This is a genomic window from Stenotrophomonas sp. YJH_SMC_120 (genome assembly GCF_059368675.1).
In genome coordinates, this window is the sequence record NZ_JCAFRY010000019.1 from 13,832 (window position 1) to 27,655 (window position 13,824).

10 protein-coding genes are annotated in these 13,824 nt (G+C 68.9%); 8 read left to right on the plus strand and 2 right to left on the minus strand.

Annotation, left to right across the window (positions count from 1 at the left end; translation table 11 throughout):
- Positions 1 to 48: 48 nt before the first annotated feature.
- From AC5P60_RS17715 to AC5P60_RS17725, 3 genes are read left to right on the plus strand one after another with little or no spacing between them, the layout of a single operon-like run.
- On the plus strand, positions 49 to 6,726 hold the full coding sequence (locus AC5P60_RS17715; protein WP_495201792.1) for an Hpt domain-containing protein: 6,678 nt from the start codon (positions 49 to 51) through the stop codon (positions 6,724 to 6,726).
- The gene (locus tag AC5P60_RS17720; protein ID WP_049459284.1) at positions 6,713 to 8,038 is read left to right on the plus strand and encodes a chemotaxis protein CheB; all 1,326 of its coding nucleotides are present in this window, start codon (positions 6,713 to 6,715) and stop codon (positions 8,036 to 8,038) included. The genes AC5P60_RS17715 and AC5P60_RS17720 overlap by 14 nt, the downstream gene beginning before the upstream one ends.
- A complete protein-coding gene (locus AC5P60_RS17725; protein ID WP_005410712.1) occupies positions 8,035 to 8,499 on the plus strand; it encodes a chemotaxis protein CheW in 465 nt (154 codons plus the stop codon). The genes AC5P60_RS17720 and AC5P60_RS17725 overlap by 4 nt, the downstream gene beginning before the upstream one ends.
- Before the next feature lie 102 nt (positions 8,500 to 8,601).
- Here the strand turns inward: AC5P60_RS17725 and AC5P60_RS17730 are convergent, their stop codons facing one another.
- On the minus strand, positions 8,602 to 9,339 hold the full coding sequence (locus AC5P60_RS17730; RefSeq protein ID WP_005414248.1) for a 16S rRNA (uracil(1498)-N(3))-methyltransferase: 738 nt from the start codon (positions 9,337 to 9,339) through the stop codon (positions 8,602 to 8,604).
- Positions 9,330 to 10,721, minus strand: coding sequence for an adenosylmethionine--8-amino-7-oxononanoate transaminase (gene bioA, locus AC5P60_RS17735; RefSeq protein ID WP_033833434.1), 1,392 nt, complete (start codon positions 10,719 to 10,721; stop codon positions 9,330 to 9,332). The genes AC5P60_RS17730 and bioA overlap by 10 nt, the downstream gene beginning before the upstream one ends.
- Before the next feature lie 77 nt (positions 10,722 to 10,798).
- On the opposite strand from bioA, the gene nudE reads away from it, so the two are divergent.
- The 5 genes from nudE (at position 10,799) to AC5P60_RS17760 (ending at position 13,769) form a co-directional block, all read left to right on the plus strand.
- On the plus strand, positions 10,799 to 11,362 hold the full coding sequence (gene nudE, locus AC5P60_RS17740) for an ADP compounds hydrolase NudE (RefSeq protein ID WP_033833433.1): 564 nt from the start codon (positions 10,799 to 10,801) through the stop codon (positions 11,360 to 11,362).
- Complete coding sequence (cysQ, locus tag AC5P60_RS17745) at positions 11,359 to 12,162, plus strand: 3'(2'),5'-bisphosphate nucleotidase CysQ (RefSeq protein WP_005410708.1); 804 nt, start codon at positions 11,359 to 11,361, stop codon at positions 12,160 to 12,162. The genes nudE and cysQ overlap by 4 nt, the downstream gene beginning before the upstream one ends.
- Before the next feature lie 13 nt (positions 12,163 to 12,175).
- Positions 12,176 to 13,015, plus strand: coding sequence for a nucleoside triphosphate pyrophosphohydrolase (gene mazG, locus AC5P60_RS17750; RefSeq protein ID WP_483693815.1), 840 nt, complete (start codon positions 12,176 to 12,178; stop codon positions 13,013 to 13,015).
- Entirely contained in the window at positions 13,012 to 13,341 is a 330-nt protein-coding gene (locus AC5P60_RS17755) for a YnfA family protein (protein WP_033833430.1), read from the plus strand. The genes mazG and AC5P60_RS17755 overlap by 4 nt, the downstream gene beginning before the upstream one ends.
- A 125-nt stretch (positions 13,342 to 13,466) precedes the next feature.
- The gene (locus AC5P60_RS17760) at positions 13,467 to 13,769 is read left to right on the plus strand and encodes an Mpo1-like protein (RefSeq protein WP_483693814.1); all 303 of its coding nucleotides are present in this window, start codon (positions 13,467 to 13,469) and stop codon (positions 13,767 to 13,769) included.
- Positions 13,770 to 13,824: the final 55 nt, after the last annotated feature.

Here is a 13,824-nt window from a genome sequence, read left to right on the forward strand (position 1 = left end):
ACGCCAGAACTCGCGCGGCTTCCGCGCGGCGGCGAACGGAGCGCGTCCATGAGCAGTCTGCGCGATGCGATGAGCCACGCAGCGCTGGGCTGGGTCAAGCCCGAGCTGGACGAGACCCTGCGCCAGGTGCGCAACGAAGTCGAGTACTACGCGGAAGACCCGACCGACGCCAGCCGCATGCGCATCTGCGCCGGCTACCTGCACCAGGTGCAGGGCACCCTGCGCATGGTCGAGCTGTACGCCCCGGCCATGGTGGCCGAGGAGCTGGAACAGCTGGCCAATGCCATCGGCGCCGGTGGCGTGGCCGATCGGGATGAAGCCTGCGCGACCCTGATGCGTGGCAGCGTGCTGCTGCCCGATTACCTGGAGCGCCTGCAGAACGGTCACCGTGACATCCCGATCGTGCTGATGCCGCTGCTGAACGAGATCCGTGCCGCGCGTGGCGAAGAGGGCGTGCATGACAGCGTGCTGCTGGCATTCGCACCGGACAGCATCACCGCCACCGAGGCCGAGCTGGACCATGCCCGTGGCAGCCTGAGCGGGCGCAACCGCGAGCTGCTCGATACCGTGGGCAGTGCAGTGAAGGAAGAACTGCTGCGCATCAAGGATGCGCTGGACCTGCACCTGCGTACCGGCGGTGCGCCGGAGCAGCTGCAGACCCAGGCCAACGAGCTCGGTGCGGTCGCCGATACGCTGGGCATGATGGGCCTGGGCGTGGCCCGCGGCGTGGTCGTGCAGCAACGTGATGCCCTGCGTGGCGTGGTCGAGGGCCGCCAGCAGATCGACGAAAACCTGTTGCTGGATATCGCCGGGGCGCTGCTCTACGTGGATGCGTCGCTGGATGACCAGGTCGCCCACCTGGGCGCCGGCGGCAGTGGCCAGGACGATCCGAGCGCAGTGGAGAACCGGCGCACGGTAGAGGTGCTGGCGCACGAGGCCATCGCCAACTTCGCCGCCGCGCGCGAGCACTTCGTCGCGTTCATTGAAACCAGCTGGAACCATGCCGAGCTGCACGACGTGCCGCGCCTGCTGGGCGATGTGTCCGGTGCGCTGCGCATGCTCGACCTGGGTACCGCCGCCGATTACCTGCGCGGTGTGCAGCAGTACATCGAAGCCGAGCTGATCGGTCGCCAGCGCGTGCCGAGTGGCCGCCAGCTGGACACGCTGGCCGACGCCATGGCCAGCCTGGAGTACTACCTGGAAGCCCTGCGCGACCGTCGTCCGGGTCGCGAGGACATCCTCGACATCACCCGCAGCAGCCTTGAGGCGCTGCGCTACTGGCCGTTGCCAAACCACGATGCGGCTGAGCCGGCAGCGTCCGTGCCGCAGTCGATCGAGCGTGAGCCGGTCGTGCTGCAGGGCGAGGCACTGCAGCCAGAGCACATCGAGATCCCGGTACAGTCGGCCGCGCCGGCACCCGGTGAGGTGCCGGTACCGCTGCCGGACTTCACCTTCGATCCGCCACCGGCCACGCCTTTGCCGGCAGCGGCGGACAACAGCTTGATGTTCGGTGGGCTGGGATCCGTCGCCTCCGCGCCGCTGTCGCTGCGCGACGAGTCGGATGCACCGCTGGTCTTTGCCGCCTCCAGTGCACCTGCACCCGAGGTCCCGCAATGGGATCTGGCACCGTTCCATCCTGAGACCGATCCGCTCGCTCCAGCGGACGATGAGCGCAGTCCGACGTTTGCCAGCTTCGATCCGGTCAGTTTCGAACAGCTCGATGCAGGGCAGGGCGCCGCCACCCAGTGGACACTGTCAGAGGCGGCTCTGCCAGTGCAGTCCAATGCGACAACCGGCCTGGACGTAGAGGACGCCGCCGACGCCTCGCTGTCCATCGAGACCGGCGCGCATGCCGCACCGGGGTTCGACCCGGTGGCCGCCGAACATGACGCGGTTTCTGCAAGTGACGACGTCGTGTTCCGTTTCGATGCCGATGCGCTGGACAATGCCGACGACGTGTTGTCGCTGCATGCGATGGAGGCATTGTCGCTGGAGGACGCTGCCGGGCTGCATCCGTCGCTGGAGAGCGTCGATGCCACTGCCCCTGCGGTGGTGGAAGAGAGCCCGGCTGCCGCAGAGCCGGACATCACCCCCGTGGATGTGCCGGTGCAAGCGCCCGCACCGCTTGCCGATGTGCCGGCAGCGGCGGTGTCGATGATCGACATCGACACCATCGCACCGATTGATTTCAGCGAAGCCGACGCGCAGTTCTTTGCCGAGCTGAGCGCTGCCGCCGCAGACTTCAATCCGCAGGCGACCCCGACGCCGGCCGATGCGGAAGCGCCAGTCGCCGTGGGCAGCGCGGAAGATGCAGACGCCGGCTTCGAGGCCGGCTTCGACGACGATGCCGAGAACATCGACGAGGACATCCGCGAGGTGTTCCTGGAAGAGTTCGACGACGAACTGGCCAACCTCGGAACGTTGCTGCCGGCATGGCGCATGCAGCCGGACAACATGGACCGTCTGCGTCCCATCCGCCGCATCTTCCATACGCTCAAGGGCAGTGGCCGACTGGTCGGTGCACGCACCCTGGGCGAATTTGCGTGGAAGATCGAGGGCATGCTCAACCGCGTGCTCGACGGCAGCCGCCCGGCGACGCCAGCCGTGCTGGCCATGGTCGACAACGCGCATGCCGCGCTGCCGCAGCTGAACGCCGCGTTGCGTCATGGCCAGCGGATCAGCGTGGACCTGCAGGCGATGCAGGCCATTGCCGATCGCGTCGGCGCGGGTGAGGAAACCTATTACGTACCGCTGCCGGTTGCGGCCGCTCCCGCCGCGCCGGTGGTCGAAGCCGATGGCGAGGACGAGATCAGCCGCATCCTCGAAGCCGAAGCATTGGCGTCGGTGCAGGCTGAAGCCGATGCGGACCCGGCGCCCGAAGCATTGGGCACGCCGGCCAACATCGACAGCGTGCTGCGCGAGATCCTGGAAGCCGAAGTGGAAGTCCACCAGGCGACCCTGCAGGACTGGCTGCGCTTGGCACAGCAGGCGCCGCAGCCGGTCAGCGACGCGCTGTTGCGCGCGGTGCACACCATGAACGGCGCCTTCGCGATGACCGAAGTGCCGGAAATCACTGCCGTTACCGGCGGTGCCGAGTCCTACATCAAGCGCGCGCTGGCTGCAGACGTGGTACCGGGCGACGAGGGCGTGGCCGCGCTGGATGCGACCGCGCAGGCGATCACCGCGACCATGGAAGCGCTGCAGGCCGAGCAGCCGCGCATCACGCCACAGGAAGCGCTGGTACAGCGCCTGCAGGCGCTGGCCGGTGAACTGCCGGAAGCGCGCTGGCCGATGGTCGGGCTGGAGGACGAGGATGAAGAGGGCATCGAGCTGGCGCCTGATGCCGGGCAGGCATCCGAAGCCGAAGCGCCGCTGGCCGGGCTGGACACGCTGGACGAAACCAGCATGGCGTCCGCTTTCGATGTGGCGCCCGATCTCATTGCCGAGCCGCAGCCGCTTGCCGAAGATGCGCTGGAACCGGTTCCAGCTGCAACCGACCCGCAGACGCTGGACATCGCGGCCGACAGCGGCCTGGACGTGGGCGAGCTGACCGCCAGCGACGATCTTTCGCGTTACTTCGACGCCGGCTGGCCGTCGGCGCCGGGCGAAGGTGAACCTGCCGTGGCGGACACCGGCGCGATTGAATCGATCCAGCCGGTCGAGAGTGCGCCTGTTGTCGAAGTGGCCGAAGCAGATGCCGTGCCCACGATCACGACGGTCGACGACGCTGATCTGACCATGGCCGACGATCTGTCGCCCTACCTCGACGCCCGCGCGCTGCCGGTGGATGACCGCGACGCCGATGAGATGCCGGTGTCCGCGGAGGTTGACGCAATCGACCTGAATACGTCGATGTCCGCTGATCTGGGCGATGCCGACGCCAGCCTCGACGACGCCGCTGCTGCACTGCCACTCGACAGCGGGCTGTCGAGCCTGCAGGATGAAATGGCTGCGCCGGGTTTTGCAGAACCGGTCACGCTGGCAGCCGCGCTCGAGGCCGGCCTGCACGTGATCGAAGACGAGCAGACCCTGGACGACGACGGGCAATGGCCCGTGCTCGGCCTCCAGGCCAGCGAACTCGCGCCGGGCGAGGCGGAAGCCTTTGCCGAGGATGCGGACGTCGGCGGGGAGGCGGCGGTCGGCGAAGGAGAGAGCGCCGATCAGCCGTCCCCGGCGACGGTGAACGAGGTGAGCGCTGCCGAAGCACTGCAGGCCACCGCCGAGCCGGTGCGGTTCTTCGAACTGGAAGAAGCGCCGGGGCAGGGCACGGCCAACACCGATGCCGAACCTGCCGAGGCCGACGCCGGAGAGCGGGCGCCGCTCCACGATGAAGCCTCCACCCTGGAAGACACCGCGGATGGCGCCGATGCGCTCGACTTCAGTGTGTACGACCGCGAACTGGTCGACATCTTCGTCGAGGAAGGCAAGGACCTGCTCGACCACTGCGATGGCCTGATCAGCGAGCTTCGCAATGCGCCGCAGGATCGCGAGGTGCTGGCCGGCCTGCAGCGTGACCTGCACACCCTGAAGGGTGGCGCACGCATGGCCGGCATCAATGCCATCGGCGATCTTGGCCACAGCATCGAATCCCTGCTGGAAGCCGTGGCGGCCGGCCGCACCGAGATCGAACGCCGCGACGTGCAGCTGCTGGAGCGCGGCTTCGACCGCCTGCACCAGCTGCTGACGCGGACCGGTGCCCACCGCGTGGTGGCGCCTGCACAGGACCTGGTGGAGGCCTTCGAGGTCCGCACCACCACCGATATCGCGGCGGCCGCTGCGGCCGCGCGTGCGGCCAGCGAGGCCGAGGCCGTGCCGGCACAGGCTGTGGGCCCGCTGACGACGCCGGCCGATGCCCCGCTGTCGGCACCACTGCCGGCCGAAGGCGTGGCCGACGAAGATCCGCTGGCGCGTCCGCAGCAGGAGCAGGTGCGGGTGCGCGCCGACCTGCTCGACCGCCTGGTCAACCATGCCGGTGAAGTGGCGATCTATCGCTCGCGTCTGGAACAGCAGCTGGGTGCCTTCCGTGGTGCCATGGCCGAACTGGAGCGCACCAATGCGCGACTGCGCGACCAGCTGCGCCGACTTGACCTGGAAACCGAGGCGCAGATCGTCGCCCGCTACCAGCGCGAGCAGGACCAGGCGGACCAGAAGTTCGATCCGCTGGAACTGGACCGTTTCTCCACCCTGCAGCAGCTCAGCCGTGCGCTGAACGAGTCCGCCGCCGACCTTGGCGGCCTGCAGGGCGTCCTGGACGATCTGTCGCGCCAGTACGACTCCCTGCTGCAGCAGCAGTCGCGCGTGAGCTCGGAACTGCAGGATGGCCTGATGCGCGCGCGCATGGTGCCGTTCGACGGTCTGGTGCCGCGCCTGCGCCGCGTGGTCCGCCAGTCCGGCATGGATACCGGCAAGCAGGTCCACCTGACCCTGGAAGGTACCCACGGCGAACTGGACCGCAACGTCCTCGACCGCATGGTCGCGCCGCTGGAACACATGCTGCGCAACTCCGTGGCGCATGGCCTGGAGGCGCCGGAACAGCGCCGCGCCGCCGGCAAGCCGGAGGAGGGCGAGATCGCCATCCGCCTGCACCGCGAAGGCTCGGAAATCGTGCTGGAAGTGGCCGACGACGGCGCCGGCCTGGACCGCGAGGCGATCCGCCGCCGCGCCATCGACCGTGGCCTGCTGGCTGCCGATGCGCAGCCGAACGAGCAGGAACTGGACAACCTGATCTTCGCCTCTGGTTTCACCACCGCTGACCAGGTCAGCCAGCTGGCAGGCCGTGGCGTGGGCATGGACGTGGTGCGCAACGAAGTGCGCCAGCTGGGCGGTTCGGTCGATATCCAGTCAGTGCGGGGCCAGGGCGTGCGCTTCACCCTGCGCCTGCCGCAGACGCTGGCGGTCACCCAGGCGGTGTTCGTGCAGATCGGCGAAACCACCTTTGCGGTGCCGGTCGCATCGGTCAGTGGCATCGGCCGCCTGTCGCGCGAGCGTTTCGAAGCGGCCGACAGCAGCTATCGCTACAGCGGCGAGGACTATCCGCTGTACGACCTCGGCAGCCTGGTCGGGCAGGCCCCGGCGCGTGCCGATGGCCAGGACCAGGTACCGCTGCTGCTGGTCCGTGCTGGTGACCTGCGTGCCGCCGTGGCGATCGACCAGGTGCTGGGCAACCGCGAAATCGTGGTCAAGCCGGTCGGCCTGCAGATCGCGTCGGTGCCGGGCATCTACGGTGCAACCATCACCGGCGATGGCCGCGTGGTGGTGATCCTGGACGTCGCGCCGCTGGTGCGCCGCTTCCTCGCCAACCCGACGCTGCCGGTGCTGGCCAACGCGCCACGCCAGGAGCGCCAGGTGCCGCTGGTGATGGTGGTGGACGATTCGCTGACCATGCGCAAGGTGACCGGGCGCATCCTCGAACGCCACAACTTCGAGGTCAGCGTCGCCCGCGACGGCGTGGAAGCACTGGAGCGCCTGGAAGAACGCGTGCCCGACCTGATGCTGCTGGACATCGAGATGCCGCGCATGGATGGTTACGAGCTGGCCACCGCGATGCGTGCCGACCCGCGCTACAAGGACGTGCCGATCGTGATGATCACCTCGCGCAGCGGCGACAAGCACCGCCAGCGCGCCTTCGAGATCGGTGTGCAGCGCTACCTGGGCAAGCCGTACCAGGAGCTGGACCTGATGCGTAACGTGTACGACCTGCTGGGGATCGCCCGTGTCCGTGAGTGAAGCCCAGGCGGCCCCGGCCGTCGCCCTGCTGGCCCGTCCTGGCGCGGCGCGCGAGCGCCTGCGCGAGGCGTTGTCGCATGCCGATGTGCAGCTGGTGCTGGAAGACGACCCCAACGGCCTGGAGCCGCAGCTGCTGCAGGACGCGCGTCCACAGTTCGTGGTGATCGCGCTGGAAGCGGCCATCGAGGATGCTCTGGAGCGGCTTGAAGCGGTGCTGTCCGCACCAGGCCTGACCCTGGTCTTCGACGAAGCCGAGCTGGCGGCGCGCCGTGATGGCTGGGAGGCACAGCGCTGGGGCCGCCATCTGGCCGCCAAGCTGCACGGCCACCAGCAGGTGCTGCCGCCGGGTGCGGAAGACGAACCCGCCCTGCAGCTGGAACCGGGCCACCCGGCACCGCCGCCGGCACCACGGGAAGAAGCGCTCCAGCCGCATCTGGACCAGGCATTGAGCTGGGCCGACGAGGTACCGGCGGACAGCCTGTATGCGCCACCGGCGCACCTGCACGAACCGATCGCGCTGGAGCAGGCACTGGCCGCGCTGCAGCCGGTGGTGCCGGAGCCGCTGGAGGCAGCGCCGATGCAGCCGGTTGCCGCACCGGCAACGCCGCCGGTGTCCTTCGACCACACCGCGTGGTCACTGGTCGAGGACGTAGCAGACGCACCCGCAGCCACCGGGTACAGCGCCGCGATGGAAGCCCCGCTGCCGTCCTTCGATACCGATCACCTCAGCCTGGTGGACCTGGACACTGCGGCGCCTGCGGGCGCACGTGCCGGCTCGCTGCTGGTGCTGGCCGGCATTGGTGGCCCGGATGCGCTGCGCCGCCTGCTCGGTGCGCTGCCGTCGTCGCTGAGCGTGCCGGTGCTGGTGCACATGCGCCTGGACGGTGGCCGCTACGGCAACCTGGTCAAGCAGATGGCACGGGTGTCGCCGCTGCCGGTGCAGCTGGCCGAAGCCGGCCAGCGTGCAACACCCGGTGAAGTGCACGTGCTGGCCGATGACATCGGCGTGCAGGCAGCCAGCGACGGCCTGTATTTCGTCAGCGACGCGCAAGGCATTTCGATTGCCGGGCTGCCGGCCGACCACACTGCGCTGGTCCTGCTCAGCGGCGCCGACCTTGCGCATGTGGGTCCGGCGCTGGATCTGGCCGCCGCCGGTGCCTGGGTGGCCGGGCAGGTCGGCGAGGGCTGCTATGACCCTGCCGCAGCCACGGCGGTGGTCGCCGCTGGCATGGTGGCGGGTGAGCCACAGGAACTGGCGCAGGCCATCGCCTCGCGCTGGGGCGTGGAAGACGATAACGGAGAGGCACCATGAGCTATGCCAGCAATGACGAAATCCGCGGCGTCCTGATCCAGGCCGGCAACGAGCGCGTGCTGCTGCCCAATGCCACCGTGGCCGAAATGATGTCGCGGGTGCCGGTGCAGCCGGTTTCCGACGCCCCGCGCTGGCTGGTCGGCGAAATCGGCTGGCACGGCTGGCAGGTGCCGCTGGTGTCGTTCGCGCGCCTTTCCGGCCTGGGCGAGGAAGCCGTGGGCGGCCACAACAAGGTCGTCGTGCTGAAGGCCCTCAGCGGCAACGCGCAGCGCCCGTACTACGCGCTGCTGACGCAGAATTTCCCGCAGTTGATCTCGGTGCCGCGCGATGGCCTGCTGGCCGATGCTTCCGAGGAAACCCTGCCGCAGATCGTGCACATGCGCGTGCTGCTGGGTGAGCAGAGCGCGCTGCTGCCGAACCTGGATGCGCTGGAAGCCGCGCTGGATTCGCTGGCGGCCTGATCGGCAATCCGCCGGTCGGGTTCCCGGTAGTGCCGGCCGCTGGCCGGCAACCTCATGATCCCTTGGATGCCGGCCAGCGGCCGGCACTACCACCAATCAACCTTACCCCAGGTCGCCCAACCGCGCCTGCAATGCCGCGATCGCGGCCAGGCCGGCCGTCTCCGTGCGCAGGATGCGCGGGCCGAGCTGCAGGCCTTGGAATCCTGCCGCTGCCAGCTGATCCCGGTCGCGCGGCGACCAGCCGCCTTCCGGGCCGATCGCGATCACGATGCCGCCCGTCGGCGCCGCGTCGAGCGTCGACAGGCGATGGGCACCGTGCGGGTCCAGCGTCAGCCGCAGCGTATCGGCCGGCAGCGTCGCCGCCGCCTGCGCCAATGACACCGGCGAGCCCACCTGCGGAATGCGCGCGCGCCCGGACTGGCCGCAGGCCGAGGTCACCACGTTGTTCCAGTGCGCTACGCGCTTCTCCGCGCGCGCGGCATCCAGCTTCACTTCGGTGCGCTCGGCATTCACCGGAACGATGGCGCTCACGCCCAGCTCGGTGGCCTTCTGCAGGATCAGGTCCATCTTCTCGCCTCGGGCAATGCCCTGCAGCAGAGTGATCGCCAGCGGCGATTCGTTGTCCACCGCCTGCACCGCATCGATGCGCACCTGCACCTCGCGCTTGCCGGCGGCAGTCAGCGTGGCGCTGTAGTCGTGGCCATCGCCGTTGAACAGCACGCAGGTATCACCCTCGCGCAGGCGCATCACCCGCACCAGATGGTTGGCCGTCTCTTCCGGCAGGGTCACGGTCTGGCCGCTGTGCAGCGCCAGGTCGATGGGGCAGCGGGTCACGCGCATGCAATCGCCTCGTCAATCGCCGCCAGCGTGGTATGTGCCAGCAGCTCCAGTTGTTCGTCATCCACGCAGTAGGGTGGCATCCAGTACAGCACGTCGCCCAGCGGACGCAGCACCACGCCACGTTTCAGCGCAGCCTTGTAGGCGTGCAGGCCCAGTCGCAGCGCCGGATCGAACGGCGTGCGCTTGTTGCCATCACGCGACAGCTCGAAGGCCACCACCATGCCGGCCTGGCGGACGTCGGCCACGTGCGGATGGTCGCTCAATGGCGCAGCCAGCGCGCCCATCACCGAGGCGATGCCACGGTTGCGGGCGATCACATCGTCGTCGCGGAAGATGTCCAGCGTCGCCAGCGCAGCCGCACAGGCCAGCGGGTTGCCGGTGTAACTGTGCGAATGCAGGAAGGCGCGCTCGCGAGAGTCATCAAGGAAGGCGTCGTACAGCGCCTGCGTGGCCAGCACCGCGGCAAGCGGCAGGAAGCCGCCGGTCAGGCCCTTGGACAGGCACATCAGGTCCGGCATCACCCCGGCCTGCTCGCAGGCGAACAGGGTGCCGGTGCGGCCGAAGCCGGTGGCGATCTCGTCGGCGATCATGAATGCGCCGTGCGCATCACACAGTTCGCGCACCCGCTGCAGGTACACCGGGTCATGCATGCGCATGCCGCCGGCGCACTGCAGGCGCGGCTCCAGGATCACCGCGCAGATCTCGCCGGGATGCTGGTCAAACAGGGTGGCCAGACCATCAGCGGCCTGGCGTGCGCGATCAGCCGCACTCTGGCCCGGCTCGGCCAGGTAGGCATCGGGCGAGGGCGCGAACAGGCCTTCGGCCAGCAGCGGCGCGTAGACGCGGCGGTACAGCGGAATGTCCGCCATCGCCAGCGCTCCAAGGGTCTCGCCGTGGTAGCCGTTCTCCAGCGCGATGAAGCGCGTGCGCCGTGGCTCGCCGCGGTTCTGGAAATACTGGAAGGCCATCTTCAGCGCGACTTCAACGCCGGCCGAGCCGTTGTCGGCGTAGAACACCTTGGCCAGCGGCTCGCGGCCGGGCTGGCGTGGCGCCAGCGCCAGCAGGCGCTCGGCCAGGGTGATCGCCGGCTCATGGCCGAAGCCAGCCAGCATCACCTGTTCCAGCTGCCCGGCCTGCGCCGCGATGGCGCCGCCGATGCGCGGCTCGGCATGGCCGAACAGATTGGTCCACCAGCTGCTGACGGCGTCCAGATAGCGGTTGCCGTCGTGGTCGATCAGCCATGCGCCTTCACCACGGGCGATCGGCACCAGCGGCAGGGTATGCGGGTGCTCACGCATCTGCGTGCACGGATGCCACAGCACCTGCAGGTCGCGTTGCCGCCAGTGCTGGGCCAGCGGGGAGGGGGTTGGGTCTGCTAGCATTTCGGGCTCATGAACATGTTGCTGCCTGCACATTCTATCGGCCCCGGCGCTGGCGCCGGCCGCCGCGGAGATTCCGCATGAACGATGACCGTGCCGGCCGGCGCTTGCCGATCATCCATCGGATCACCGATGAGGAGAACGGCCCCTTCCAGCGCCAGCACCTGGACCTGGAGTTCTCCAACGGTGAACGCCGCCGCTTCGAACGCCTGGTCAGCCGTGGCCATGGTGCGGTGGTGGTGGTGCCGATGCTCGATGACGAGACGGTGCTGCTGGTTCGTGAATACGCCGCCGGCATGCACCGCTATGAACTGGGCCTGGTCAAAGGCCGGATCGACGCCGGCGAAACCCCCGGGCAGGCCGCCGACCGCGAGCTGAAGGAAGAGGCCGGGTACGGTGCACGCCGGGTCGACGTGCTGCGCGCGATGACCCTGGCCCCCACCTACATGAGCCATCAGTCGTGGCTGGTGGTGGCACGCGACCTGTATCCGGAAAAGCTGGCCGGCGACGAGCCGGAAGAACTCGAGGTGGTGCCGTGGAAGCTGGCCGAACTGGACCAGCTGATGCTGCGCGAGGACTTCTCCGAGGGACGCTCGCTGGCGGCGCTGTTCATCGCTCGCCAGTGGCTGCAGGGAACGCGATGATCAAACTGACCACGGACCTGCGCGAGACCGCCATCGCCATCGCCCAGGAAGCCGGACAGGCCATCATGCAGGTGTACGCCGATGGCTTCGAGGTGCAGATCAAGGACGACGACAGCCCGGTCACCGCCGCCGACCTGGCCGCCAACCAGGTCATCGAACTGGGCCTGCGCCAGCTGACCCCGGACCTGCCGATCCTGTCGGAGGAATCGGCGCAGGTGCCGTGGGAGCACCGCCGCCACTGGGGCGCGTACTGGCTGGTGGATCCGCTCGACGGCACCCGCGAGTTCGTCAAGCGCAATGGCGAGTTCAGCGTCAACATCGCGCTGATCTACCAGGGCGCACCTGCCTTCGGCGTGGTGTTGGCCCCGGTGACCGGCATCGTCTGGCATGCCATGCGTGGCGAGCTGGCCTATCGCCGGCAGGGCCTGCACGACACCGTGCTGCGCACCCGCACGCCGGCCACCGCCCCGCTGCGCGTCGCCGCCAGCCGCTCGCACCGCTCGCCGGAAACCGAGGCGCTGCTGGCGAGGATGGGCCGCATCGAGACCATCGCGCAGGGCTCGTCGCTGAAATTCTGCCGGATCGCCGAAGGTGGCCTGGATGTCTATCCGCGGCTGGGCCCGACCTCCGAATGGGATACCGCCGCCGGCCAGTGCGTACTGCACGCCGCCGGCGGTGCGGTACTGTCGGCTGCGACCGGCAAGCCGTTCCGCTACAACCGCCGCGAAACCCTGTTGAACGGCGATTTCATTGCCCTTGGTGATACCAGCCTGCCGTGGCGCGACTGGTTGTCCGACTGACCCTGGAGGCCGCATGAGCGCGCACGACACCCCCACCACCGGCAGCGCCGCCGCCCACGAGCTGGAGCGCCTGCTGGCGATCATGGCGCGCCTGCGCGACCCGCAGGGCGGCTGCCCGTGGGATCTGGAGCAGAACTTCGCAACCATCGCGCCGTACACCATCGAGGAAGCCTACGAGGTGGCCGATGCGATCGACCGTGGCGATCTCGACGATCTCTGTGACGAGCTGGGCGACCTGCTGCTGCAGGTGGTGTTCCATGCGCGCATGGCCGAAGAGCAGGGGGCCTTTGCCTTCGCCGAGGTCGCACGCGCGATCAGCGACAAGATGCAGCGCCGTCACCCGCACGTGTTCGCCGACGTGAGCGTCGACGATGCCGAAGGCGTGACGCGCAACTGGGATGCGATCAAGCGTGCCGAGCGTGCCGCCAAGGGCGAGCAGGACACCTCCGCGCTGGCCGGCATTTCGCGCGGGCTGCCGGAATGGCAGCGGGCGGTGAAGCTGCAGTCGCGTGCGGCCAAGGTCGGCTTCGACTGGCCCGGCCCGTTGCCGGTGCTGGACAAGGCGGCCGAGGAACTGCAGGAACTGCGCGAGGAGTTCGAACGCGGCGATATCGCCGGCAACAAGGCGCGGCTGCAGGAAGAACTGGGCGACCTGCTGTTCGTCTGCGCCAACCTGGCGCGCCATGCCGACATCGACCTGGGTGCGGCGCTGCGCGGGGCCAACCACAAGTTCGAACGCCGCTTCCGCGCGATGGAAGCGCAGGCCGACGCGCAGGGTGGGGCGCTGGCTGCGATGGGCCTGGATGCGCAGGAAGCGTTGTGGCAGCAGGCCAAGGCGGCGGAGAAAGCGTGAAGACGCTGGGCCTGTTCCTGCTGACCGCGCTGGCCGAGATCGTCGGCTGCTACCTGCCCTGGGTATGGCTGCGCAAGGGCGGCAGCGTCTGGTTGTTGTTGCCGGCCGCGGCCAGCCTGGCCCTGTTCGCGTGGCTGTTGACCCTGCACCCGGCCGCCAGTGGGCGGGTCTATGCGGCCTACGGTGGCGTGTACATCGGCACCGCGCTGTTCTGGTTGTGGCTGGTCGACGGCATCCGCCCCAGCCGCTGGGACCTGCTGGGCGCTGCGCTGTGCCTGGCCGGCATGGCGGTGATCATGTTCGGGCCGCGCACCTCATCAGGGTAGCGCCGGGCCGTGCGTGGCTGCGCCTCCTTCCGACCGCGCTGGCGCGCGCAAGCCGGGCATGGCTCGGCGCCACAAGGTCAGCGATGGTGCATGATGGCGACGCCCCTGGTTCCCGGAGCACGCGCATGTCCCGCTTCGCCAGCTTCCGCGAGTTCTATCCGTTCTACCTCAGCGAGCATCGCCACCCGGTATCGCGCCGGCTGCACTTAATCGGCAGCTGCGGGGTGTTGCTGCTGGTTGCGGCGGCAATCCTGCGCGGGCAAGCCATCCTCGTGCTGGCCGCCCTGGTCTGCGGTTACGGCTTCGCCTGGGTCGGTCACTTCTTTTTCGAGAAGAACCGCCCGGCGACATTCCAGCACCCGCTGTACTCGTTCATGGGCGACTGGGTGATGTTCGCCGACATCCTGCGCGGGCGCATGCCCTGGTAGCTCCGCTGTGAATGCGGCCTTCACGCGCTATGCTGGGGCCTGGACGTCATAGATA